This is a genomic window from Flavihumibacter cheonanensis, from assembly GCF_022352215.1.
GTDB lineage: Bacteria > Bacteroidota > Bacteroidia > Chitinophagales > Chitinophagaceae > Flavihumibacter > Flavihumibacter cheonanensis.
Window position 1 is genome coordinate 556,481 of the sequence record NZ_JAKRWF010000004.1, and the last position, 23,991, is coordinate 580,471.

Consider the following 23,991-nt stretch of genomic DNA (forward strand, 5'->3'; position numbering starts at 1 on the left):
GTATGCACAAAGCAGTTCGTTCAGACAAGAAATCCGTTGTCGAAATCCTCGTTCAATCCTTTGCTGATAATAAAAGTGTTCAGTACATCGTAAAGCAGGATAGCCGAAAAGAAGAAAGGCTCCGAAAACTCATGGCCTATTCTTTTGAACTATGTTATCGGTTTGGTGAAGTATACCTGACCGAAGACAAAAAAGCCTGCGCGTTGATTTTATTCCCGCATAAGAAAAAAACATCCCTGTCAACTGTATTGCTGGATCTGGAACTGGCCTTCTCCGTAATCGGGTTATCGAATCTAAAAAAGGTATTGAAGCGGGAGTCGAAAATCAAACAACTATATCCTAAAACGCCCTTTTATTACTTGTGGTTTATTGGTGTGCATCCGGTTGATCAGCACAAAGGAATCGGGAAACGCCTGCTTATTGAACTTCTAAAAAAGGCTGAAAAGGACAGCCTGCCTGTTTATCTCGAAACATCAACCAGTAAAAATATCACCTGGTACGAGCAATTTGGATTTGTTACCTATAACAAGCTGGATTTTGGATATGAATTGTTTTGCATGCGGAGGGACTAATTGATATCTTTTACATTAAATTCTGAGCTATGCATCGCATATCGGTTAAAATGAAATTAATTAAAGGGAAGGAGGCGGAATACAAAAGGCGGCATGATGAAATCTGGCCTGAGCTGAAATCACTTCTCAAAGAGCATGGCATACAGGATTATTCCATATTTCTGGATGCTGAAACAGCGACTTTATTTGCTGTCATGAAAGTCGAAAACCCGACGATGCTGGAGGAACTCCCCAAACATCCTCTAATGAGAAAGTGGTGGACCTATATGAAGGATCTAATGCTTACCAACACAGATGACAGTCCGGTTGCCGAACCACTGGTAGAAGTTTTTTATTTGGAGTAATATGTAATAGTATTGCGCGGAACCGTCCCCCTCAATTACATGTATACAGGATCTTTTCACTGTAATTGGCTCCGCTGGTAGAACTCACTTGCCGGCGTATTATTTTACCCTGATCATCTTCTGAATAGCTGTGGTTGGTGATGGTGCCGGAGGGCGATTTTATAGATTTAATCCTATTCTTATTGCGGATGATTTTATAGCCTAATTCAAGTTCAGCGATGCCGGCATACTCTCCTTGCTGAAACAGTTCAATCGGGATCTGTTTCACCAACCATATTACCATCCAACCATTGATAATAGCTGTGTTTCGGTGAAATACTGCTATTAGTTGAAGTTGATTTTTTTACCACTCTGGTACCATCGTATTCATATAGTTCTTCTCTCCAGGTGCCATTGGGATTTTCCACTTTTATTTTGGTTGCAAAGCCCTTATCGTTGAGGGTGATCGTTTTTTTGTAATGCGGATTACCATTGGAAGTTTGAGTGTTTATCACAGTATTCCCGGTATAGGTTAATACATTTTCATAGCCGGCATATTCGTGTTTGATTAAACGCTTCTGGTTGTCATAGGTAAAAATATGCGGTTCAAATCCTTCTCGTTCAGTACGAGTAACCAGGCAGTTTGCAAATTGATTAGTTTCTTCAGGTGGGGTAGTGTTTGTGTCATCATCGCTTTTACTACAATGCACAAAGAAGAGCGCAACCAGCGCCGCGAATAAGGTTTGTTTCATGATTTAAGTAATTGTGGGCCTAAAACTATCTATTCGCGTTCGTTGGTGCAATACCGTAATAGGGTGACATGGAAGGATTCTTTTTTATTCAAATTAATTACTACTTTAAGGCAGTATGATAAGTAAAAGCATCTTCAATGGAGTAATCATGTTTTTCTCAGTCCTATTGCTGACCAACTCCTCCTGCAACTGCACCAAGGATTGTACGGCCATCTACTATAATTTTGAATTACCTGCTAAGGTTTTCCCGGATAATGATACCCTGCGTTTGGGCGATTCGCTCACAGTATTCATAGATGTGTCCAATTCCTTTGTGGAATTGCAATCCGGTACCCTGGTTCCTTTCAAGGGGGCGGCAAATTTAGGGTCAACGATTTCCTTTGGAAGAAAGAATCTAAGCACCGGTGCATTTGACCAAGTTGCCAATGATTTCGATTGTATACTGTTAAATGGTAAGGAATCCAGGGCAATCAATCCTTCCTTAACTAGGTCCTATTTTTTTACGGAGGAAAATAACCGCTACCGGTTCCACCTGGTTATTAAACCTAAAAAGCCGGGACTGTATAAAATGATCCTAAGTAATTCGATCAATACCTATCGGGAATCGGCTCCCTGTGATAAAGCGAATTTTACGATCAACTTAAAAGAGACCAGCCATAACCGGCATTTGTTAGGGTATACCGGTGAAGATCTGCCCGGTGGAGATTTTTATTTTGTAGTGAAATAAGCAATAAAATGGTAACCATTTCCAGAATGAAGGAGGGATATGAATTTATAAATAGGAATAAATGAAAATAGAGGTTCACAGTAAGTACATATATACCATAACCTTGGAGGTTTGGATTTTTATTTTAGTGATATTGTTTACAGCAGTCCTTTCGAGTTTAATCACTATTGCATTGTTAAAGAAAAAAGATAGGTGAACACCAAAAAATGGTGTAAAACAATAAACAGATTTATGACAAAGATCTGGATAAACACAATATCAGTTTTTCTGATAGTTTCTCTAATGCCGATAGCCACAGTGTACAAAATATCTTATCCTGTAGATGGAGGGCCGGATGCTGACTTTCAATACTGCGTTAACCAAATAGTTTACAACGACTACATATCCTTCAATACTAACAAGCAAAAGATCAAAGTTGGTAATAAATATTTGTTGAAATATTATCCACCTAATCCAAAAATTGCAAGAGTGCTTTTGGATCAACCTTTGGATTCTATACTTGATTTAAAATTTCAAATAGACACATGCAAAGGATACTAATCTATATTCAGAATTTGGGTTCATTCATCAGGTAGTATAATTTTTCATGATCTCCTGACTACCCTTTGACAAATGTCTTAGAAAGGATAAATATTCAATCAATATTTTAATTTGGCTTCTACTTCAACATTCTCTTCAACAACGCAATCTGCTCATCTTTTTCCTTAAGTAGCTCTGCGTTCAGACGTTTAATTTCTTCCAATCCTTCTATCCATTTTTCAATGGGGTTAATATTAAATTGAGGATAATAATTATAACCATTTGATTGGTCATTAAATGTATTCGATATGATGTTTATAGCCTGCTCCTCATCAAAATTTTGGATAGCTTCAACAGGTATTTTCAATACAGCAGAAATTTGCTCCAAAAGAGGCGCATCGATGCTTTCTTTTTGCTCCAGTTGTGATATTTTCTTTTGGCTCCAATCCTCGCCCAGGCTAAAAGCCAGAGCTTCCTGCTTAATACCCAGCATTTCGCGGAAGCGCTTTACGTTACGGCCCTCGTGTATTTTTTTATTTGCCATATTCAGAATTTTAAAAGGTCAAATTACAAGTTTCCCGGAGTTCCCAAGAATCACCCAGATTAGTTAAGTTTGGTTTACCAATACAAAACTTTCACTAATAGGTGAAATTAAAAAATTTCCCGGACAGCAGAGATTTTCTCAGATTTTAGAGTTTATTCCTCGACAACTGATTCATGGTGCTAACCGCAACACAAAGCTAGCCGGTAGTATAAAACCCTTTCATTGCGGATTCATCTGGTGAGTTTGCTATTTAGCGTATTCAGTAACTACAAAGGGCTAAGGGAGCTTTTTGAAGGGCTGCTATCCTGAGAGGCAAAGCTCTGTACCTTAAGTATTTTTACAAAAATGTTTATATCAGGATTAAAAATAATGATACAGGATATTCTGATTTGCTCGGTCTATTCTCTTAAATATTCTTTTCCTCTAAGAATTACATATGTTCACGGGCAATTGAGAGAAAGTAGGTTATTAGGTTTAGACATGTTTAGACATAAAACAGACGCAATATGTTGTTTTTCAATACTGAATGTCTAAATGCATGCAACAAGCCATCTAAAAAAATCTTTAAACGAACCGTTTAGACAATATCCTCCCTGTTCTTTTAATCGCCAGAAAGAGTATAAATCATTGTGTGATAACATAGGACATGTTATGGTTTTAATGGCGGAATTTGTAATTCTCGTGAGTATTATAAATCCTGTCCCCTCGATTTTGAACCTAATTCCCTTCCTTTGAAAAATGCTGAAAATGTGGATAACTACGCGCCTAACATTAGTTAAAATAAACGGTTGAAAAAATTTTTTCGAAGTTATGTGGGTACATATATTTGATGCGTTCCTGTTTCAATTTCTTATGAATCACTTGTACCAGATGATTGCATGTAGTTTATAGTTAATGAAGAAATGATATGGCAAAATTATTTTTTGCTGAGTTTGAGGATTTTCTACCAAATTCAGAGTGGGTGCGAGAATCAAAACTTCCCAGTCACTTATCCACATAGGTGGACATTTGCGGGTCGGTTTTTATTGAGGAGCCGACTACATTTGATTTACACCGGCTGCCTATGAAAACAGAATATATCAACCAGCTGTGTAAAACTAGTTTATTTAGCAGGTTGAAATATTAGGAAATTACAGTTTATAAGTTCTTTGTAATGGATGAAAACAACGAGATCCCAGATTTGGGACTGGGACCTCGCATAATTTTAGGAGAGGCATAAACGCAGTATAAATATATGTACCCTATCTCCCTCCTACAAATTGAGTTTTCCCCGAATGTTAATTATCTGAGACGCCTGCCCAAGGTGGGTCAAGTCTTAAAAATAGCTGTGTAATATTCATAGCCATCTGGTATTTCCCAGGTGATTTACTCACCCTTAATACCCAAGTTATGACACAAAGTCAAAACACGGCGTATCAAGGTTCTTGTGAATTCTGTCGCGGGACCGGTTTTATTTTCCGGAAGTGCATCAACAGAAAAGGGGTGACAATATGCCACCCCACGAAGTGTTACAAGATACCTTGTCCCCAGTGTAACGAATAGTTGGAGCTATTTGGTACACACCCCTGATGTTTCGCCATCCGGGGATTTTTTAAAGGAGCCGGTGGCCAAGCTGGTTAAGGCACAGGACTGGTACTCCTGGACCGCGGGGTCGTAGACCGCCCGGCTCTCTTCGAAGACTATCAGGAAAACCTGATAGTCTTTTTTATTTGAATTAGATGAAAGATCTGAGTAGAAAACGCTAGAAATAAGAGCATTATTATAACAGAACTCCTTTTGGATAGTTGGATAATAATTGGTTTTTCAGTGCTTAAGGAACCTTCTTAAGGAGATTCTCGCCCAAATATATGGGCAAAAATGATACCTGTATCTAGGTTTTGGGCATTTTTTGTCAAATCTGGGTCAATTTCAAGCTTTCTAAATCTAGTGGAATACTGTGAAGCATATTAAAATTCAGCTTCAAACATCCAACTTCAAAATAGCCTATATTGTCATCTACCTTTTCCGCAGAGTTAAATACATTTGGTATTTTAATAATTTTTTTGTATATTATTTTATAAGTTGAATCTCAGATTCTATCGAATCAATCTTCTTATATCACTCCTTCATTCGAGGGGGCTGTTATCAACAATAATATTTACTCCCGCAGCAATCATTGAAAAAATATTGCTTGAAGATCATTTTTGTGCTCAAATGCGTCTATTTATTAAAGTATGCCGGACAAAACCGGATTTTATATACAAACAATGGATAATGAAAAAATGTCCTTAATAGAATTATTTGGACAACTGATCGTAATGGGATACTACTCCCTGGGTTTTAGAAAATTTGTGTTGGATTTGTTCAAGAAATCCAACACAGAATAAGGTAGTTACAAAAGTTTCCGCTATGATGGAAAGTAAAGGTAGTTAATTTTTTATGAGAAACAAATCACCGCCAGTTAAAAAAAAACGCATATTAATTATAACCGAGTAATTGGTCCTGCCTTCCATTGATTTGAAAGCAGTTTAAAATTCTTTTGCTCTAACTTTTCAAAGAAAGTCAGATCACAGGTAAGATCGTAAACATAAGGGAGGAATATCTGCAGGGGCAATGCCTGTTCAAGGAGAATCATTGACAGCTGGATCTCGACCCAATCAGATATGATCTTCCATGCGGTTCTGGAGGCTTGCTCCCGGATACGTTTCTCTGTTGCTGATTAAGGACGCTTTACTTATTTCCAGAGTGCCTATTAGCAAAGCTCAATTCTTGCAGGCAGCTTGAAGATCATTGGCTGGGTATTTACCATAATCCGGAAGGTTATGGCTATTCACACACCATCCTCATACTTTTTGGAGATATATGTGGTTCCAGTTGCTTCCAAGTTCTGTTCCATCGCCCATGAAGGTGGATGCAGGAACGTTGGAAGTGTAATTTTTAAGGTTTATATTATGATTTTTTTAAGGTGTGGTTGTTGTTGTAATGAATTCATAAATGTATTATTGTAATGGTCACTCCGATTTGGTCAATGATCAATTCGGGGTGGCAGAGTGGCTTAATGCGCCCGATTGAAAACCGGGTATGCTCTTCACGGGGTATCGTGGGTTCGAATCCCACCCCCGCCGCTGCCGAAAGGCAAGCCCCCCCAGATAGAAATCACTAGGATTCTAACTGAGGGGGCTTTAACGGTTTTTAAACAGGAGCTGTTTAGTTTTCTCTTCAATAATTTATTTTTTAAGTTTAAATGAATGTTTTTTCATCTTCATTATTGGTAAAATTTCTGTTATGAATGAATTGACAATTAATGTGATACATCCCGTTCTTGGAGAGATAATTGTAAAAGTCCAAAAAGCGTATGGTAAATACCAACACCCAACATTTATTATATTTATTGGTGATAATTTTTTAGGTTACCTAATTAAAGATCTAAAATGGCAGTTCTTTATGACGCCAGAAAATGATGATATAAAAACTGAGGGATTTGCAGTTGCAATTGGTGAGCATATTGAAAAAAACTTCAACATAATTGAGGATAATTCTCATGAAGAATTAAACTCTGAAGAATTCAATTAGTACTTAGAAGCACCTGAGTTTGATAAAACGTGGAAAAACTGGCAGAAGCGACGTATTTATTGAGAACCTAATTGAATGATTGATGTAGGCCATCTTATTCATTAAGGGCAATTCATTTTCACAAATCCTAAAGGCTGACAGTAGGCAGACAGAATCCAAAGTCCAACTCATCACTTATTCTTTACCATTGGTAAAAGTTGCTTTTTAAAAGCCTGGTTCTATCGCAAATAGATAGTACTTCTCGCCAAGAACCAGGTAGCTACATACCACCTACCCATCATAACTACCACAAACTCAACATTTTTAGTATTTTGTGTCGTAAACCCTTCCACAAAATGCTCGATAAGAAGACCTTATCTGAACGGGACATTTGTACCAAGTTCATTACCCCGGCCATTGAAAAAGCTGGCTGGGATAAGATGTCCCAATATTTAGAGGAGGTATCCTTTACAGATGGAAAGATATATGTGAGAGGCCGAATAACTGCCAGGGGGGAACAAAAAAGGGCTGATTATATCCTCTACTTTAAGCCAAATATTCCCATTGCCATTATCGAAGCCAAAGACAACCGCCACCGGGTGGGTGCAGGAATGCAGCAGGCGTTGAATTATGCCCGAATTCTGGACATCCCCTGTGTATTCAGCAGCAACGGAGATGGCTTCTTATTTCATGACAGAACAGCCACAGATGGTAATCTGGAAACCGAACTGGCACTGGATGCGTTCCCAACTCCAGAAATGCTGTGGGAGAAGTACAAGACATTTAAAGGCATTGTTACCCCGGAGGCTGAAAGGATTACCATACAGGATTACTACTTCGATGGTTCAGGTCGCAAACCAAGATACTACCAGCAGATTGCGATTAACAGGACCGTTGAAGCCATCGCAAAAGGCCAGAACAGAATTTTACTGGTTATGGCCACAGGTACGGGAAAGACATATACAGCTTTTCAAATTATTCATAGATTATGGAAAAGCGGAGCCAAGAAAAGAATCTTGTTTCTGGCTGACCGGAATGCCCTGATTGACCAGACAAGACGAGGTGATTTCAAACACTTCAGGGATAAGATGACCGTGGTGAAACAACGGCAGGTGGATAAAAGCTATGAAATTTATCTGGCATTGTATCAGGGGCTATCCGGCTCCACAGAAGATGCCAACATCTACAAACAATTCTCTCCTGATTTCTTTGATTTGATTATCATTGATGAGTGCCACAGGGGGAGTGCCAAGGAAGATAGTGCATGGAGGGAGATTCTCAGTTATTACAAGAACGCTACACATATCGGTTTAACGGCCACACCTAAAGAAACAAAGGAAACCAGCAACATTGAATACTTTGGAGATCCTGTATATACTTATTCATTGAAACAGGGTATTGATGATGGCTTCTTAGCTCCTTACCGGGTTATCCGTATTGGGCTTGATATAGATTTGGAAGGATGGAGACCACCCAAAGGATTTAAGGATAAGAATGGCAAAGTAGTAGAGGACAGAATTTATAACCGAACGGATTTTGACACCAACCTTGTTGTAGAAGAACGAAGAAAGCTGGTGGTGAAAAAAATATCGGAGTTTCTTAAAGGGTATGATCGATTTGCCAAAACTATTGTATTCTGTTGCGATATTGAACATGCGGAAGCTATGACCAGCTTACTCAGAAATGAAAACGCTGATATAGCTGGCGAGAACTACAAATATGTAATGCAGATAACAGGTGATAATGATGAAGGTAAAAGAGAGCTCGACAACTTTATAAATCCGGAAGAAAAATACCCCGTCATTGCGACCACATCAGAATTAATGACCACCGGGGTAGATGCCCAGACCTGTAAAGTAATTGTGCTGGACAGTGAGATAAAATCAATGACCAAGTTCAAACAGATTATCGGTAGGGGAACCCGTATAAATGAAGAATATGGGAAGCTTTATTTTACCATCCTTGATTTCAGGAATGTGACCGACTTGTTTGCGGATAAAGACTTCGATGGTGATCCTATACGAGTAAAACCGGTATCTGAAGAAACTGACCTTGTAGATATTATTGATGAAGAGGAAACTGATACAACCCCGATAATAGATGAAATAACTGGAGCGGAAATAGAAATAGCCAAGCCAGCACCCCGGTACCCGCAAAATGAAACCTCAAGTACTGTTCAGGAAGGTCCAAGAGAAAAGGTATTTGTGAACGGCATAAATGTCTCTGTATTGGTAAGCCGGGAAATGTATTTCGACAATCAGGGAAAGCCTATTACTACCAGTCTGAAAGATCATACCAAGAAAATCATTCAGGAACAATTTGCTTCGTTGGATGAATTTCTGAGAAAGTGGAATAACATGGAAAAGAAGGAAGCCCTCATTGAAGAATTACAAAATCAGGGAGTATTGGTAGAAGCTTTATATGATGCCGTAGGAAGGGAAGTTGATTTGTTCGACCTCATTTGCCATGTAGCTTATGACCAGCCACCGCTGACAAGGAAGGAAAGAGCCAACAATGTGAAAAAGCGGAATTATTTTACCAAGTACGGTGAACAGGCAAGGAAAGTGCTGGAAGCCTTATTGGATAAATACGCGGATGAAGGAATAGAAAATATTGAAAGCATGGAAGTGTTGAAAGTGAAGCCCCTTACTGATTATGGCTCTCCGGTTGAAATAATAAAAGAGTTTGGCAGTAGGGAAAAATATCTGGAAGCTTTAAAGGATTTGGAAAAAGAACTCTATAAATCTGCTTAAATGAAAATTCGACAAATTTTGGATAAGATTGATGAAAACCAGTTATTCGTTCCGGCCTTTCAACGTGAGTATGTTTGGAAGAGAAATGATGCAAAGAATTTAATTTCTTCTTTAATAAAGGATTACCCAACCGGAACAATGCTTACCTGGGAAACCAACAATCCGCCTGAGTTAAAGGGCAAGTACAAATACAATGAAAACAAAGGAGCTGTAAAAATTATTCTTGATGGCCAGCAACGTATTACCACCCTTTATATGTTGATGAGGGGAGAGATACCTCCTTATTATACAGAAATGGAAATAGAAAATGACGTCCGTAATCTATATGTGAATGTTGAAACTCAAGAACTGGAATATTACAAAGTAAAAGTTATGGAGAATAACCCACTTTGGGTAAACATAACTGACATATTTAAAGGGAAAGTAAGGGAGCGGGACATTACAGATGAATTGGAAAAAAGGAACAACGGCGAAAGATTACCCCGTGAACGAGAAACTACTATTTCAAATAATATTCGAGCTATAGAACGAATAGAGGATAGAGATTTTTTAGAACAGATAATTCCGGTAAAAGCTTCAATTAAAGAGGCTATTGACATTTTCTACATTGTAAATGCCAGCGGAGTTAACCTTACAGATGCAGAATTGGCATTAGCCCAGATTTCAGGGTATTGGCCGAATGCAAGGAATTTATTCAAGAAGAAACTACAGGACTTAGAAAAGCAGGGTTGGGTGTTTAAACTTGACTTTGTTGTTTATGCCTTGCTGGCCGTTACTCACAGAATTGGCTCTAAAATGGAAAAGCTTCATACGGCAGACAATAAAGAAAAACTAATTGAAGCTTGGAACAAGCTTGATAACAGCGTACTAGACTATGTTTGTAATTTATTACAAAGTCAGGCGTATATTGACCATACCGATGAAATAAATTCAGTATATGCTCTCATTCCAATAATCACATTTACATTTAACAAGCCTGACAATAAACTGAATGAGGAGGAGATTAAAAAGGCTATCAAATGGTTTTACTATTCTCAAATAAGATTCAGATATATTAGCCAATTACCACAAAAGCTGGATAAAGACATTGGGATAATTTGTGATAATCCGAATCCTTTTGACACTCTGCTTGCCTTGATTGATGAGGAACGACCATTGGAAATTAAACCATCTGAGTTTATCGGACGTGATATTCGTCACCCACTTTTTTCTTTAATGAAATGGTACTTCAAAAGTAGAGGAGCAGTTTGTCTCGGTACCGGACTATCGCTGAGAAAGAATATGGGAAAGAAATATACTTTGGAACGTGATCACATTTTTGCATATTCTGTATTGCGTGACTCTGGTATCTATGATATGGATAACCAGTTTCATTATGCTATTGCGCAAGAAGTTACTAATCGAGCTATACTTACTTCTACAGAGAATAGGGAAAAATCTGCTACATATGCAGAGGTCTATCTTAAAAGAGTAAAAAAAGAATTCCCGAATGCTTTAAAACTTCAGTGTATTCCTGAAGATGAAAACCTCTGGAAAGTTGAAAACTATGAGAAGTTTTTGGATGTAAGAAGAGAAATACTAGCAAATGAGTTGAATACATATCTAACAAACATCTCTATTGGTCAGGTTAATGTATCAACTACTATTGATTTGTTGGATATGATACAGTCAGGGGAGCATGGGTTTCTTGAGTTCAAGTCTTCAATGCGTTGGAACTGGAAAGAAAATCGTCTTGACAAAAAGATAGAAGAAATTATTCTTAAAACTATTTCAGCCTTCAGTAATGCGCAAGGTGGCAAATTATTAATTGGTGTATCCGATGAGGGAGATATATTGGGTTTAGAATCTGATTACAATACTTTCAAGGAAGCAAACAAAGACAATTTTGAACTACACCTAAGAAATATCGTGAATAAGTCCTTTGGAAAAGAATTCGGGGCATTGAATCTCACAGTAAGGTTTCCTATCGTGAATGATATTGAGATTTGTGAGATTGATATCAAGGCTGGAAAAGCTCCCTTGTACTGTGATGTTGGTGATAAGAACGGTGCACTTCAGAAGAAATTCTATGTTCGTAGTGGAAACACATCTCAGGAATTGGATATAGAAGAGACTGCCTCATATATTAAAAAGCGTTTCTAAAACTTGTTGTCCGAAAGATTCCCAGCCTATTTTGGCGATGGTATCGATAATACTTGTATGACCTATGCGTGAAGTATCAGACAAACTACAAATTTGAACCTGTGCAAAGATTGACTTCGATAATGGAATATTTTATTGAGTATTAGAGCAAAACACGGAGTAAGAAAAAAGCAATAAAGAATAAAAATGACTAATATCTCAGGAACATTAAAAAGTATCCGTGACATCATGTGGCAGGATACAGGATTAAATGGCGATGCGCAGCGTATTGAACAATTAGGCTGGATGCTATTTCTGAAAATTTTCTCCGACAAGGACTTTGAAATGGAGATGCTGAGTACTAAGTATAAGTCCCCTATCCCGATAGAGCTTCAATGGGCTAATTGGGCCGGAGATGATGAAGGAATGACCGGTGATGAGTTATTGGAATTTATTGATCGAAAGCTATTCCCAACCTTAAGGAATATTAGTGTTCATTCTGGAAATAAAAGGGCTTTGATTGTTAGGGAGGTATTTGAAGGTAATCACAACTACATGAAGAGTGGTACCAATATTCGGAAGGTACTCAACAAACTAAACGAGATTGATTTCAATAAGGCCAAAGACCGCCATGCTTTTGGTGAATTGTATGAGAACATATTAAAAGAGTTACAAAGTGCTGGCAAAAGCGGGGAGTTTTATACACCCAGAGCCATTACACAGTTCATTACTGATATGATTGACCCCAAGCTGGGAGAAAGGATATTAGACCCTGCCTGTGGTACGGGAGGATTTTTGACCTGTGCCATTGAACACCTGATGAAACAGGCCAATAGTGTTGAGGACAGGCAAAGCATTGCAGAGAATCTGGCCGGGTGGGAATATAAGCCATTGCCTTATCTGCTGGCAACCACCAATCTTATCCTGCATGATATCGAAGTGCCCAATATAACATTCAGGGATGCCTTAGACCAGCCACTTACCAATTACACAGAAAAACACAGGGTAAATGCCATACTGGCTAACCCACCCTTTGGTGGTATTGTGGCCAATAACAATGAAGCCAATTTTCCGCAAACCTACCGCACAAAAGAAAGTGCTGACCTGTTCCTGATAATGATGATACACCTGCTGAAACAGGGTGGAAGGGCAGGCATTGTGTTGCCAGACGGTAGCCTGACAGGTGAGGGAGTAAAACAAAGGGTAAGGCAACGGTTGCTGGAAGAATGTAACCTGCATACCATTATTCGCCTGCCCAATTCTGTTTTCCAGCCTTATGCAACGGTCGCTACTAACCTGCTGTTTTTTGAAAAGGGAAAGGCTACCAAAGAAATTTGGTACTACGAACACCGGATGCCGGAAGGCTACAAAGCGTATAGCAAAACAAAACCCATACAGGTAAAGGAGTTTGACCCTATAAAGAAATGGTGGAAGAAAAGAAAGGAATCGGATGTATGCTGGAAAGTGGATATACAAACTATTAAAGACCGTGGCTATGATTTGGACATTAAGAACCCCACGAAGCAGGAAGAGAAACATGAATATACCAGTGCCGAACTAATGGAAATGCTGCACCAGTCTTTTTTGAAAAGTGATAAATTGTTGAACAAGTTGAAGGAGGCAGTGAAATGAAGATTAGTTACGCAGATTACATTAAGAAATCTGACGTTTCGGTATTAGTTGCCGAAGCAATTTTTCATGACCTCAATGAAAAATATCCTAATAAAAAAATTGAAGAAGTAGCCGATACCACAAGTGGTGGTACTCCTCTAAGGGGGAATCATGATTATTACGGGGGTAATATTCCGTGGGTTAAATCAGGAGAGCTTAACGATGGATTTATTGATCAAGCAGAGGAATATATTACTGATAAGGGATTGGCAAATTCATCTGCTAAATTACATCCAGAAGGTACATTGTTAATTGCGATGTATGGTGCAACAGCAGGAAAGACAGCAATCACAAGAATAAAAACAGCTACAAACCAAGCAATTTGTGCTGTTTTTCCCAAACCTTGCGTTGAACGGGACTACTTGTTTTGGTTCTTTAAAGCCCATCGATATAAATTTATCGAAATGAGCAAAGGCGGGGCACAACCCAACATTAGCCAGACAGTAATTTTGAAAACACCTTTACCGATTCCTGAAATAAATATTCAGAAAAAAATAATATCAATTCTCGAACGAGTAAGAAAATCAAATGACTTGGATTTGTCATTTATACCTGAAGAATACCGACCAACAGTATGCAAGGTATTTTCATCTAAGAACAATATTACCTCACTAGAAGCAGAACTTAATAACCAATACAGCTTACTCATCCAACTTCGTCAAGCCTTCTTGCGGGAAGCTATGCAGGGCAAACTGGTAATGCAAGATCCAAAAGACGGCCATGCAAGAGACCTGCTGGAGAAAATAAAAGATGAGAAAGCTAAGTCGGGTAAAAAAGAAAAAGAGCTGCCACCCATAAAACCGGAAGAAATACCTTTTGGGATTCCGGAGAATTGGGTGTGGTGCAGGTTGGGTGAAATATCATATATACAGACAGGAATTGCACTTGGAAAGAAATTTGCAGGAAAACTGCATAAATATCCATACTTAAGAGTTGCAAATGTTCAGAGGGGTTCAGTAGATTTAAGTACAGTAAAATATCTCGAACTCCCAATAGAAATAGCAAAAAAATACTATTTAAAGCAATTTGATATCCTTGTCAACGAAGGAGGTGATTTTGATAAAGTTGGCCGGTGTGCCATTTGGGGAGCCTCCATACAGCCGTGTATTCATCAAAATCACATATTTGCTGTTCGAATTGATGGAGTCAATCAGCAATATTTTGAATATGCCATTAATTCTGACTCCTCCAGAGATTATTTTTTGGGAACATACAAGAAGTCAACAAACCTTGCTTCATTGAACAAGACAAACTTGAACTTATTGCCCGTACCTCTTCCACCTCTTAATGAGCAAAATCGAATCGTAGAAAAGTTAAGCGAGTTAATGAACCTTTGTGATGACTTACAACAAAGCATACAGACTAGCCGCGATCAGAATGAGTATTTATTGCAGCAGGTGTTAAAAGAGGCATTAATGGTAAATAAGTAACAGTCCATGATAAAAATCACCGATATTGATTATTCGCTTCCGGTTGTTGAAGCCATCAGCTCGCACGAGCAGTTTACCACCGGGGCGAATAAACCTTTATTGGTTACAGCTGTTAATGAACATGGAAGCAAGGGTGATTATGTGGTAAAGTTCAGAGGAGCCGAACGAATGTCACCCGAAGCCTGTATGCGGGAATTGCTGGCAGCATTTATTGCCATGCAGATGGAAATTAAAGTGGTGAAGCCTGTCCTTGTCCATATTTCACCGGAGTTTGTTGAATTGTTAAAGGGAAGTGATGCATGGGGACTTGCCCACAAAAGCATTGGCTTTAATTATGGTTCGGAATATGTGCCGGGTTACAAAACCATTCTTGTTAATGAAGAACTGAATAATCACCAGTTACCATTTGCCCAGCAGCTATTCTGTTTTGATGTCTTTATCCAAAACTCTGACCGTACAAAGGAGAAACCGAACATGATTACCAACGGTAATGAAATGGTAATTTTTGACCATGAACTCGCTTTTGGCTTTGCATTGGATATATTTAAGAATCCGACACCATGGCAACTAAGTGCCAATGACTTAGAATGGATAAACCGGCATTGTCTGCTGCCTTTTTTAAAGGGCAGGGATTTTGACTATGCGGGATTCTCAGACAGGTTGAGTAACTTGAGCTCGGAATTCTGGCAGGCAGCAAAAGCCTTAATCCCGGAAGAGTGGCAATCCAAGCAATTTGAAACAATCAGGCAGTACCTGACTGCAATTTGTGAACACAAGGAATCGTTTATTACAGAACTCAAAAAACTGATGTTATGAAGACTTTACAGTATCAGGTTCTCCGGTATCTGCCGGACAGGGTGTCCGGTGAGTTTGTAAACTTGGGCGTAGTACTCTACGATGCTCAGGATAAAATACTGCGAGGCAAATTCATCAGCAAAATTGGCAAGATTTCTGAATTTTTCCCGGAAGTGAACAGTCGTTACCTGATTAAATGCATAAAATCCATTCAACAATCGATAGCAGAAATCTCCCGGCAATTAGAATCGGAATTTGAATTTGAGAAATACTCTTCTTTGGATGGTATTACAAAACAGGTTTTGCCGAAAGATGATAGTGCATTAATTTTCTCAGAAGTAAAAAAAACGCTGGATATAAATGCGGAGGTTGCGGTTAGTGATTTGTTTTCCCGTTTTGTCAGGATACAGGTAACCGATGAAGATGAAGAAATCAGAAGGGATAAAGAAGTGTGGAATAAGGTTTATAAGAAGCATTTTGATGAATCTGGTATTACTAAACATTTCCAGCATCATAAGGTAAAGACGCAAAATGATGAACTGGAGTTTGATAAAGCCTGGAAAAACGGAGCATGGAATTGTTTTGAATCAGTCTCGTTTAATTTAAACAGACCGGATGCCATAAAAAATAAAGTTTATAAATGGGTGGGAAAACTTGATGAACTCAGCAGTGCTACAGAGCCTGTTCATATTTATCTTTTAAGCGTTTTACCTCATGAACATCCCGAGTTAAACAATTTTATCACAAAGAAAATACAGTCGAAAAGCACTGATAAAACTAAAATTGAAATTATTTCTGAAGAACAATTGGAAATGGCAGCCAAGAAGATAAAACAGGAAATAGAGCAGCACATACAATCCTGAATTTTCGGTTTCTTTGATGCCTTTGTACCATGTTCTACCGACGAAAGGTTATATTAGCCCTCATACAAAGCTTTGGAGGCAGTTTGGGCAAAACCCAACTGCAAAAGCTACTACTGCTCTATACGCAGAAGCAGGAGAAGCCGGACTATCATTTTGTGCCGTATAAATTTGGCTGTTATTCCTTTCAGGCAGCTTCGGATATTTCCACCATGCAAAAGTACGGCCAGGTACAGGTTAGTAATAAAGGTATAGAAAAGGCTGACCCGGTGGATTATGTTAGCTTGCTAAAGGAAAAAGACCGGATGGCACTAAAGCAGCTTTATATCCTGCATGGTAACAAAGATTACAAAGACCTGATACATCATACCTATACACAGCATCCCTACTATGCTATTCATAGTGAAAGAGCAGAAAGATACCTGAATGCCGGAGAGCTTCAAAAAGTAGCTCAATATAGGCCCACCGCTTCCAAAACCATTCTTTATACAATCGGGTATGAAGGCATTTCTTTAGAGCAATACCTGAACAAACTGATTGGAAAAGCTGTGCGGGTATTGGTAGATGTACGAAACAACCCACAGAGTATGAAGTATGGCTTTACCAAAAGCCAACTGCTGAATGCTTGTACCAGTGTAGGAATTGAATACCTGCATTTACCGGAGGTAGGCATAATTTCGGAGCAAAGACAAGAACTAACCTGTCAGGCTGATTACGACAAGCTGTTTGCCAAATACAGAAAAGAAACATTGCCCTATACTGTTTCCACGCAGGAAAAGATATTACACCTACTAAAAGAAAAGAAACGCATTGCCCTTACTTGTTTTGAAGCCAATATTTGCCAGTGCCACCGCAAACATCTGGCTGAAGCAATTATACAACTCCCCGGATGGGATTACGAACTAATCCATTTGTAAATATCTCATCTCAAAGTATTGCTTACGTCCTGAAGAATGCATACCCATAAATCATTTCAATTATTTAAGTATATCGGCTATAATTTATTTAATATATGGCATAACTAGTTCCAACATTATCCAATAATTTCACAACATTACTACCGTTAAAATCACACGAAAATAAACTAGACCATGGGGCACTTGAAATAGTGGCTCTAAATATGATTTTTTGGTCAGTTGTTACTACGATAGCAGATCCATTTGTTTCAGGAGTTGCCTGGTTAAGACTAATTAAATAGCCACTCGGTAATGTAATATTTAATTTTTGGGGATTAGAACCATCAATATTTGCTTTCCAAATTTCATCTCCTCTAGTACCAGCAGGATTACTTCGGGAAAAGAAAATTAAGCTTGGTGCTGCGGATGTGGTGGTTTTAACTGACAATGTGCCATTGTTTGTGACATCTAAACCTTCTCCAACAATTATTCCGCCCAACCTGGATGAAGTTGCAGTGGGTAATATGTATGTACTCCCTCCAGATTGTGCATCTGAAGTCTTTTGGCAACTGACTTGAATAATGAAAATTGTTGTTGAAAAAAATAGAAGTACAATGGAGCTTTTTAGTATTTTATTCATGGGATATATTTTTTACAAAATTGAATTATTATTATCTCGGACTAACATACTTAGCTAAGTTTATTCCTTTATTTATTTCGGTGTTGTAAGAAATAGGTAGTCCGGATTGTTGAACTACTTCTCGTACACCAATTTTTTGGAGATGTTCTGCATATTTTATTCCGAATAAATGAACCATGGTTACTTGTTCATTTTTTGGTGCATTTGAGTACATTTCTTTTAATGTGCTACTAAGCTGGTTTAATGTCATTTGATAAAATTTAAATTGGTTAAAATTTATAATAAAGGTTACATAATTTAAATCTATTTGATTTATTTTAGTCTATTTGGGCTCAATGCTTTTGGACAATATTTTTCAATTTAGATATTCTAGATGCTTTTAGAATACGGGAAACCGGAAATCATTTCAATTGATATCCATTTTTTAGAAATTCCACCCCTTTCCTCCATTCCTCCCACCTCCATTCCCCCTTCTTCCATACCCCCCACATGTCGTTCAGAACCCCTTTTTGGTCGTTCGTCGTGGTTTTTTGTCGATTCGCGAAGTTTATTTTTTTGAGTGAAAATTGCTTTCTAATCTTGTTTTGTCATTCAGAACAAACAGAACAACTACCGGTTACGCCCGACCGCCTTATGTAGCAAAGGGAGATAAGGCCCCAATGCTGCTTCGGGATAAATTAAGTATCATTTCCAGTTGCTCTCTCTGATGATGCACTCCGGCAATGCTGGTCCTGTGTTTGGCTCGCCGGGTGATAGCCTCCCTACCCAATTCAAATTAGCATCGGTGTTATTTCCCGACTGGCCGGAACGGTTCCGGAACGATTCACTGACGGTTCCATAACGGTCAAGGAACGATCAACTAACGGTATAAGAACGGTACCTGAACGGTCAAAAAATTTCGCCTGCTTTTACGAGGCTAAACCCCGCCTGCCATACCCTCCAGTCTGCCCACTCTTTAATCCGCTTCCCCTTTTTTTCATCCAATTAAAACTTAAAACAATGGCACGTTCATCTAACAATGTCCTGACTCGTAATTACACCGGTACAGTAGCCGGACAGTATTCCCTTCGCATGAAGGGCGATCAATCTATCCTGGCCGGACTTCCAAAGCCGCGAAAAGAAAGATCTGACACTGAAAAAACAAAGGCAGTTAAACGTAAGTTTTCCCTTGCTGTGATCTATGCAAAAAAAGCAATCGCCAACCCGGAACTCAAAGCCGCCTACCAGGCAATTGCTAAGAAAAACCAGTCTGCCTATAATGCAGCGGTGCTGGATGCGCTCAAAGGTCCCGAAATCGACAACCTGCGTACAGATGGATACTCTGGTGCAGCCGGACAAGCACTCACTGTCCAGGCAACCGACAACTTCCGCGTTACCAAAGTGAGCTTTGGTCTCTTTGCTCCCGATGGTAGTCTGCTCGAAGAAGGAGATGCCATCATGGATGATAATGGTTTCGATTGGATCTATACCACCCAATCTGAAATCTCTTCTCCCGCCGGTACCATCATCCGGGTGATTGCAGAAGATGTGCCTAAAAATCGCAGCCAATTCGAGGCAGTGATCTAATCACCTGCTTCTCTTTTGAAAAACCAATTTTTTAATTATTCAATCTTCTATCATGAAACAACAGGATATCGATCAACTGAGCATTGCTCAAAGAGCCAGCGCGGAAACGCCGAAGTTTTTTCTGAAACTCAGAAATATCGGGCTCGCTCTTGCCGGCATCAGTGCTGCACTGCTGGCCTCTCCGGTGGCACTCCCCGCTATCATCACTACCATCGCCAGTTATATGGGTGTGGCAGCTACGGTTGCCAGCGCCGTTAGCCAGGTGGCTGTGAAAGGTTAACCCCGTTTTTAACTTCCAAAATCCTTTTCTATGGCTATTACGATTAAAGCACTGGTGGATGCTTTCCTCCAGGCTTTGAAGGAACACAAAAAAGCGAAGCGCAAAAACCATGTCTTAAACGAGGCCAATATTCGTTTTCGCAAGGCTGTTGCCTTTGCTAAAATGGTCCACAGGGATGCTACCTGGAGCCAGTTCTACCTGGAACAGGTTCCCAACTGCAAATCAGTCTTTCACCTGGCCCTGCGCGATGCACTGGTAGGGCCCCATCTCTGCCATCCGGTTATCCATCCCTCCAAACCTTGCAAGCCGCTTACTATGGAGGTACAGGCTTCCGATAATGTCGGGGTGGCACGGGTCTTCTTTCAATTCAAAAACAGCAAGGGTGAATTGCTCGAAGAGGGCAGGGGGATGCCTGGTGGTAAGGGCAGTACCTGGAGTTACTCCACCACAGCCCGCGCGAAAGACTTCAGTGCGTGTTTCGTCACCATCACGGCCTATGATCTGGCGGGTAACAAGGCAGTCATCCATAAATCGCTCTAGCTATGGAACTGCTTTTGGAAAGAGAATATCATTCGTCAGGTACGAATGGTATCCTGAGCTGCCGCGATCAATTCATCTGCTTCACCATCGAACTTCCCTGGCGCAACAATCAACGCATGATTTCCTGCATCCCGGAAGGACGGTATCAACTGGTGCTTCGCTTCAGCGACCGTCACCAGTGGCACCTCCTGGTGAAAGCAGTGCCGGACAGATCCCTGATCCTCCTGCACAAGGCTACTCATGCTTTGAAGGAGCTCAATGGTTGTATCGCACCGGTGACTGAATTGCTGGCTCCTGGTATTGGTAAAAAATCGGTGGATGCTTTTGCTTCGCTTATGTTACTGGTGCGGTCTGCACTGGAAGCAAAAGAGCGGGTATGGCTCACCGTTACCAACCTCTCAGATCGCTATGCTTCTGCTGCTGCGTAAGCATTCGATTCGTAAACCCCGGCTAGTCCTGGCTGGGGTATTTTTTCCAGAAAAAGCGACGGTTTTGGGAATATTTTCGACGGTTTCGGGAACCTTGCTCCGAAGCGCAAATTTCCCTGCCAATTGTTTGCGTGTATGCAGATCTGTTTATAGCATTGTATCACCTAAAATCATCCCACTTGTTAACCCGGATTTCAAACCCAGACCTTGGCAGCATCGGGCTGATCCCTTTTGAGGAGTCTGCTTCTGCATTGCCCGGTTTAGTATTGCACCAGCATCGGGGAGCCAGGATGGCACAGGGTACGATTGAATGGCAGGAATATGTTTCGTCAGATGGTTTGTTGCATCGGTGTTCCTATTCGCTTCATCCCGCTGCTGTGTTGGATCACGAGCAGGAAGCAGATGTTCTGAAGTTACTCGTTGTTACAGATGGTATGCTTCAACTCCAGGCGAATGGTGAAGACTGGTCCTTACACCCAGGTACCTGCTGTTTGTTTCGTTCCCGTTTTTTCCAGCTCTCCTTACCGGATCATGCCAAACTGAATTTTCTCCTCTACAACATCGAGCCGCTTGTCAAACGAATGGATCTCGGCTTGTTTACAGAGGGACGGTTTCAGCCTACAGCCAAGATGCAATCCATTGTTGCAGAAATCACACAGGCACCTGCTTCACTGGGCTTTCCCGAGAAATGGCTCTCCGTGCAATTATCGCATTTGTTGTTGGCTTTACTGGAGCAGATGGAGCAGCCAGTTCCCGTTCAGGAAGACAAACAGTTACTGCGTCAATATGCCTTGCTGGCGGATTCCTATATCCGGCAACATTTGACGGAGGATTTAACTACACTGCAAATTGCGCGGGCTGTCGGACTCAATGAGTGTTCGCTCAAGCAGCTTTTCAGTGAACAGTTTGGTACCGGTATGGCGAAGCGACAGAATCATTTACGCATTATGCTGGCAAAGGATTTACTCGTGCAAACCAATAAGTCCGTTCGTGAAATCATTCTGGAATGTGGCTACCAGCGGGAAGCCACTTTTCGTGAAAACTTTGATAAACTAACTCAACTCACCCCGGCTGAATACCGGAAAATGTATAAAAAATGACTACCATTAATGATCAACTTAAACTCGCAGCTACCCATGCAGATCTCAATGCGGAGTCTGCTCAACTGCTGCAGGATTTTTTCCTGAAGCTGGCTACTCCCCAGCAAAAGGACCAGTTGGATGGCTGGATCAATCAGCGCGAAGCCAACAGTCATTTCTTTGATCTGCTCCTGGAGCTGAACAGAGAAGGAACTGGCGCAGCTACTTTGCAGGTTTTGAATCAGTATAAGCAAAAGCCCAAACGAAAAGTGAATTGGATCAAGCGTATTCTGCTGTATCCGGTGTATGCTTATTTATTGCTATCAGTAGTAGATGCGTTTTTGCCAGGCGGGCCCTTCAAACAATTATTAAAGGGCAGGCCATTGGCTGAAATCAACTGGACAAGAATCACTACCAGCACGAAGGATCAGGCCATTACTTTTTACCTGAGTGATAGCACCCAGGTAGAATTGTTGCCGAATTCTTCACTTGTTTATCCGGCGGAATTGAATCCCATGGAACGTACTGTTGTCTTAAAAGGCAGTGCCCGTTTTGTAGTGAAAAAGCGACCGGGTGAGCCGTTCAAAGTGGAGGGCAGCAAAACCTTTGCTTCCTGTACGGAAGGAGAATTTCTGTACAAGCAATTGGGAGAGCAGCAGGCCAGTTTATCTACCAGTCGCGGTTATGTGAGTTTCGGTTATGATCAATATAATATCTGGGGAGTTGAACCGAATCAGCGTGCCTTCTGGATGCCAGATATGATTTCTCTGGAAACACCCATTGAAGAATAACCCTCAATCAACTTTCTATGTCTGAATTAGTATTTCGCCATGCTGGCAAATGGGACCTGGTTCCACAGAAAGAGATCCTCTACCTTGAATCCTGCAATAAGCTTTCCAAAGTGGTTACGGTACACCGGGAATATTTTTTGAGTACGCCCCTGCAAGTGCTGGCCGAACATTTACCCGCTGATCAGTTTATCAAAATTCATCGCAGGTATATAGTTTCAAAACTGCATATCCGGGGTATTGGCAATACCTATATTCTGATTGCCGACAAAGAACTACCCATTTCAAGACAGGGGCGGTCGGAGTTAAGGGATAAGTACAGGATGTTTGTCTAGCGGGGAATTGAACCTGAGAACAGCATCAACAATTTGGGAATTCCATGTGTGAGCATCAGGGCTGCTATACCAACCCGTGCAATTAATAATGCGATATCGATCATTTTCATGTTTACTTGGTTTCAGGTTGAATAAATTCACCATCCGCTTTGATGCGAACTTCATCACTGATTACAGCTGCCGGAAAACCCGGACCAACATTAAAATCAGAACGTTTGATGGTGCCTGTTAGCTGAAAACCTGCTGTCTGCTTTTTGCTCATCGGATTTTCAACCGTACCCTTATACAGCAGGTCAAAGGTTACGTGTTTGGTTACACCGTGAATGGTTAAATCACCACTGAGTTTGTATTTGTTCTTGCCTGCTTTTTTGATGCCGGTACTTTTGAAGTTCAACGTTGGATATTTCTCGGCATTAAAAAAATCGGCACTTTTCAGGTGATTATTCCTTGCTTCTACCCTTGTATCAATAGAGGCAGCCTTCGCTGTTAACTCAAAGCTGGCATCACTGAAGTCGGGTTGGGTGGATTGTACCAGTACATCAATATCATTAAAAGTGCCACTTACATCTGCAATTCCCAGGTGGGTAACGGTAAAGCCTAACTGCGAATGCGCATCGTCGTTTGTCCAGATAGTGCTGATTGTGGTAAATGCTGTTAATGCAACAAATGCTGTCAGAATTAAGAATAACTTTTTCATACGTGTTATTTATTGTTTTCTAAGTTCAAGTAATTAGTGCAATTTTCTGTTGTAGCACTTGGTTAGGTGTTTTATAATTAAATTTTCGAACTGGTCTGTTATTTAGCAATGTTTCCACTGTTTTTATTTCTTCATTTGTCACGT

The 23,991-nt window shown here is 40.2% G+C and carries 24 protein-coding genes, 2 tRNA genes and 1 pseudogene; 20 read left to right on the forward strand and 7 right to left on the reverse strand.

The annotated features are described in order from the left end of the window. Positions 1–2 precede the first annotated feature (2 nt). Entirely contained in the window at positions 3–572 is a 570-nt protein-coding gene (locus MD536_RS18855) for a GNAT family N-acetyltransferase (protein ID WP_239602959.1), read from the forward strand. Between the two features lie 29 nt (positions 573–601). Beyond that, positions 602–916, forward strand: a complete 315-nt coding sequence (rhaM, locus tag MD536_RS18860) for an L-rhamnose mutarotase (RefSeq protein WP_239602960.1) — start codon at positions 602–604, stop codon at positions 914–916. Between the two features lie 31 nt (positions 917–947). Here rhaM and MD536_RS18865 read toward each other — a convergent pair whose 3' ends face one another. Beyond that, positions 948–1,184, reverse strand: a complete 237-nt coding sequence (locus MD536_RS18865) for a hypothetical protein (RefSeq protein ID WP_239602962.1) — start codon at positions 1,182–1,184, stop codon at positions 948–950. Next, positions 1,165–1,647: a hypothetical protein gene (locus MD536_RS18870; RefSeq protein ID WP_239602963.1), complete on the reverse strand. Its 483-nt coding sequence runs from the start codon at positions 1,645–1,647 to the stop codon at positions 1,165–1,167. Before MD536_RS18870 ends, MD536_RS18865 begins: the two co-directional genes overlap by 20 nt. Before the next feature lie 115 nt (positions 1,648–1,762). Here MD536_RS18870 and MD536_RS18875 point away from each other — a divergent pair, with 115 nt between their 5' ends. Then, positions 1,763–2,374, forward strand: coding sequence for an FXYD domain-containing ion transport regulator (locus tag MD536_RS18875; protein ID WP_239602965.1), 612 nt, complete (start codon positions 1,763–1,765; stop codon positions 2,372–2,374). A 658-nt stretch (positions 2,375–3,032) separates the two neighbouring features. On the opposite strand, the gene MD536_RS18880 is transcribed toward MD536_RS18875, so the two are convergent. After that, positions 3,033–3,437 carry a helix-turn-helix domain-containing protein gene (locus MD536_RS18880; RefSeq protein ID WP_239602974.1) on the reverse strand — a complete coding sequence of 135 codons (405 nt, stop codon included), beginning with the start codon at positions 3,435–3,437 and terminating at the stop codon, positions 3,033–3,035. Positions 3,438–5,034: 1,597 nt separating this feature from the next. Between MD536_RS18880 and MD536_RS18885 the strand changes: the two genes are divergently transcribed. The 10 genes from MD536_RS18885 (at position 5,035) to MD536_RS18930 (ending at position 17,515) form a co-directional block, all read left to right on the forward strand. Further along, positions 5,035–5,107, forward strand: a tRNA-Thr gene (locus tag MD536_RS18885). A gap of 1,347 nt (positions 5,108–6,454) precedes the next feature. After that, positions 6,455–6,541 (forward strand) — tRNA-Phe (locus MD536_RS18890). A gap of 160 nt (positions 6,542–6,701) precedes the next feature. Beyond that, positions 6,702–6,989 carry a hypothetical protein gene (locus tag MD536_RS18895; protein WP_239602977.1) on the forward strand — a complete coding sequence of 96 codons (288 nt, stop codon included), beginning with the start codon at positions 6,702–6,704 and terminating at the stop codon, positions 6,987–6,989. A 335-nt stretch (positions 6,990–7,324) separates the two neighbouring features. Then, the gene (hsdR, locus tag MD536_RS18900) at positions 7,325–9,721 is read left to right on the forward strand and encodes an EcoAI/FtnUII family type I restriction enzme subunit R (RefSeq protein ID WP_239602978.1); all 2,397 of its coding nucleotides are present in this window, start codon (positions 7,325–7,327) and stop codon (positions 9,719–9,721) included. Then, entirely contained in the window at positions 9,722–11,863 is a 2,142-nt protein-coding gene (locus MD536_RS18905; RefSeq protein ID WP_239602980.1) for a GmrSD restriction endonuclease domain-containing protein, read from the forward strand. It abuts the gene before it with no gap. Between the two features lie 186 nt (positions 11,864–12,049). After that, the gene (locus MD536_RS18910) at positions 12,050–13,474 is read left to right on the forward strand and encodes a class I SAM-dependent DNA methyltransferase (protein WP_239602982.1); all 1,425 of its coding nucleotides are present in this window, start codon (positions 12,050–12,052) and stop codon (positions 13,472–13,474) included. Then, complete coding sequence (locus MD536_RS18915; RefSeq protein WP_239602984.1) at positions 13,471–14,943, forward strand: restriction endonuclease subunit S; 1,473 nt, start codon at positions 13,471–13,473, stop codon at positions 14,941–14,943. Before MD536_RS18910 ends, MD536_RS18915 begins: the two co-directional genes overlap by 4 nt. A gap of 6 nt (positions 14,944–14,949) precedes the next feature. Next, positions 14,950–15,759: a HipA family kinase gene (locus tag MD536_RS18920; RefSeq protein ID WP_239602986.1), complete on the forward strand. Its 810-nt coding sequence runs from the start codon at positions 14,950–14,952 to the stop codon at positions 15,757–15,759. After that, positions 15,756–16,601: a DUF3037 domain-containing protein gene (locus MD536_RS18925; RefSeq protein ID WP_239602987.1), complete on the forward strand. Its 846-nt coding sequence runs from the start codon at positions 15,756–15,758 to the stop codon at positions 16,599–16,601. The genes MD536_RS18920 and MD536_RS18925 overlap by 4 nt, the downstream gene beginning before the upstream one ends. 29 nt (positions 16,602–16,630) lie before the next feature. After that, entirely contained in the window at positions 16,631–17,515 is an 885-nt protein-coding gene (locus MD536_RS18930; RefSeq protein WP_239602989.1) for a DUF488 domain-containing protein, read from the forward strand. Between the two features lie 88 nt (positions 17,516–17,603). On the opposite strand, the gene MD536_RS18935 is transcribed toward MD536_RS18930, so the two are convergent. Together MD536_RS18935 and MD536_RS18940 are read right to left on the reverse strand one after the other, a co-directional pair. Beyond that, a complete protein-coding gene (locus MD536_RS18935; protein WP_234865088.1) occupies positions 17,604–18,134 on the reverse strand; it encodes a hypothetical protein in 531 nt (176 codons plus the stop codon). Positions 18,135–18,165: 31 nt separating this feature from the next. Next, a complete protein-coding gene (locus MD536_RS18940) occupies positions 18,166–18,384 on the reverse strand; it encodes an HTH-like domain-containing protein (RefSeq protein ID WP_234865090.1) in 219 nt (72 codons plus the stop codon). Positions 18,385–19,133: 749 nt separating this feature from the next. Between MD536_RS18940 and MD536_RS18945 the strand changes: the two genes are divergently transcribed. From MD536_RS18945 to MD536_RS18975, 7 genes are all read left to right on the forward strand, one after another. Further along, complete coding sequence (locus tag MD536_RS18945; RefSeq protein WP_239602991.1) at positions 19,134–19,700, forward strand: hypothetical protein; 567 nt, start codon at positions 19,134–19,136, stop codon at positions 19,698–19,700. 52 nt (positions 19,701–19,752) lie between these two features. Then, the gene (locus MD536_RS18950; RefSeq protein ID WP_239602993.1) at positions 19,753–19,980 is read left to right on the forward strand and encodes a hypothetical protein; all 228 of its coding nucleotides are present in this window, start codon (positions 19,753–19,755) and stop codon (positions 19,978–19,980) included. 30 nt (positions 19,981–20,010) lie between these two features. After that, entirely contained in the window at positions 20,011–20,520 is a 510-nt protein-coding gene (locus MD536_RS18955; protein WP_239602994.1) for a hypothetical protein, read from the forward strand. A 2-nt stretch (positions 20,521–20,522) separates the two neighbouring features. Then, entirely contained in the window at positions 20,523–20,948 is a 426-nt protein-coding gene (locus MD536_RS18960; protein WP_239602997.1) for a DUF5675 family protein, read from the forward strand. Between the two features lie 179 nt (positions 20,949–21,127). Then, a complete protein-coding gene (locus MD536_RS18965; protein ID WP_239602999.1) occupies positions 21,128–22,048 on the forward strand; it encodes an AraC family transcriptional regulator in 921 nt (306 codons plus the stop codon). Then, complete coding sequence (locus MD536_RS18970) at positions 22,045–22,818, forward strand: FecR domain-containing protein (protein ID WP_239603000.1); 774 nt, start codon at positions 22,045–22,047, stop codon at positions 22,816–22,818. Before MD536_RS18965 ends, MD536_RS18970 begins: the two co-directional genes overlap by 4 nt. A gap of 17 nt (positions 22,819–22,835) precedes the next feature. After that, a complete protein-coding gene (locus MD536_RS18975) occupies positions 22,836–23,150 on the forward strand; it encodes a LytR/AlgR family response regulator transcription factor (RefSeq protein WP_239603002.1) in 315 nt (104 codons plus the stop codon). A gap of 112 nt (positions 23,151–23,262) precedes the next feature. Here the strand turns inward: MD536_RS18975 and MD536_RS18980 are convergent, their stop codons facing one another. Together MD536_RS18980 and MD536_RS22295 are read right to left on the reverse strand one after the other, a co-directional pair. Further along, on the reverse strand, positions 23,263–23,847 hold the full coding sequence (locus MD536_RS18980) for a YceI family protein (protein WP_239603004.1): 585 nt from the start codon (positions 23,845–23,847) through the stop codon (positions 23,263–23,265). Between the two features lie 25 nt (positions 23,848–23,872). After that, positions 23,873–23,991 (reverse strand): annotated as a pseudogene (locus MD536_RS22295) (IS30 family transposase); the annotation flags it as partial.

Coding starts and splice junctions, on each gene's coding strand:
- MD536_RS18855 (WP_239602959.1), top strand. CDS start 3: ATGCACAAAGCAGTTCGTTCAGACAAGAAATCCGTTGTCGAAATCCTC.
- rhaM (WP_239602960.1), top strand. CDS start 602: ATGCATCGCATATCGGTTAAAATGAAATTAATTAAAGGGAAGGAGGCG.
- MD536_RS18870 (WP_239602963.1), bottom strand. CDS start 1,647: ATGAAACAAACCTTATTCGCGGCGCTGGTTGCGCTCTTCTTTGTGCAT.
- MD536_RS18875 (WP_239602965.1), top strand. CDS start 1,763: ATGATAAGTAAAAGCATCTTCAATGGAGTAATCATGTTTTTCTCAGTC.
- MD536_RS18880 (WP_239602974.1), bottom strand. CDS start 3,437: ATGGCAAATAAAAAAATACACGAGGGCCGTAACGTAAAGCGCTTCCGC.
- MD536_RS18895 (WP_239602977.1), top strand. CDS start 6,702: ATGAATGAATTGACAATTAATGTGATACATCCCGTTCTTGGAGAGATA.
- hsdR (WP_239602978.1), top strand. CDS start 7,325: ATGCTCGATAAGAAGACCTTATCTGAACGGGACATTTGTACCAAGTTC.
- MD536_RS18905 (WP_239602980.1), top strand. CDS start 9,722: ATGAAAATTCGACAAATTTTGGATAAGATTGATGAAAACCAGTTATTC.
- MD536_RS18910 (WP_239602982.1), top strand. CDS start 12,050: ATGACTAATATCTCAGGAACATTAAAAAGTATCCGTGACATCATGTGG.
- MD536_RS18915 (WP_239602984.1), top strand. CDS start 13,471: ATGAAGATTAGTTACGCAGATTACATTAAGAAATCTGACGTTTCGGTA.
- MD536_RS18920 (WP_239602986.1), top strand. CDS start 14,950: ATGATAAAAATCACCGATATTGATTATTCGCTTCCGGTTGTTGAAGCC.
- MD536_RS18925 (WP_239602987.1), top strand. CDS start 15,756: ATGAAGACTTTACAGTATCAGGTTCTCCGGTATCTGCCGGACAGGGTG.
- MD536_RS18930 (WP_239602989.1), top strand. CDS start 16,631: ATGTTCTACCGACGAAAGGTTATATTAGCCCTCATACAAAGCTTTGGA.
- MD536_RS18935 (WP_234865088.1), bottom strand. CDS start 18,134: ATGAATAAAATACTAAAAAGCTCCATTGTACTTCTATTTTTTTCAACA.
- MD536_RS18940 (WP_234865090.1), bottom strand. CDS start 18,384: ATGACATTAAACCAGCTTAGTAGCACATTAAAAGAAATGTACTCAAAT.
- MD536_RS18945 (WP_239602991.1), top strand. CDS start 19,134: ATGGCACGTTCATCTAACAATGTCCTGACTCGTAATTACACCGGTACA.
- MD536_RS18950 (WP_239602993.1), top strand. CDS start 19,753: ATGAAACAACAGGATATCGATCAACTGAGCATTGCTCAAAGAGCCAGC.
- MD536_RS18955 (WP_239602994.1), top strand. CDS start 20,011: ATGGCTATTACGATTAAAGCACTGGTGGATGCTTTCCTCCAGGCTTTG.
- MD536_RS18960 (WP_239602997.1), top strand. CDS start 20,523: ATGGAACTGCTTTTGGAAAGAGAATATCATTCGTCAGGTACGAATGGT.
- MD536_RS18970 (WP_239603000.1), top strand. CDS start 22,045: ATGACTACCATTAATGATCAACTTAAACTCGCAGCTACCCATGCAGAT.
- MD536_RS18975 (WP_239603002.1), top strand. CDS start 22,836: ATGTCTGAATTAGTATTTCGCCATGCTGGCAAATGGGACCTGGTTCCA.
- MD536_RS18980 (WP_239603004.1), bottom strand. CDS start 23,847: ATGAAAAAGTTATTCTTAATTCTGACAGCATTTGTTGCATTAACAGCA.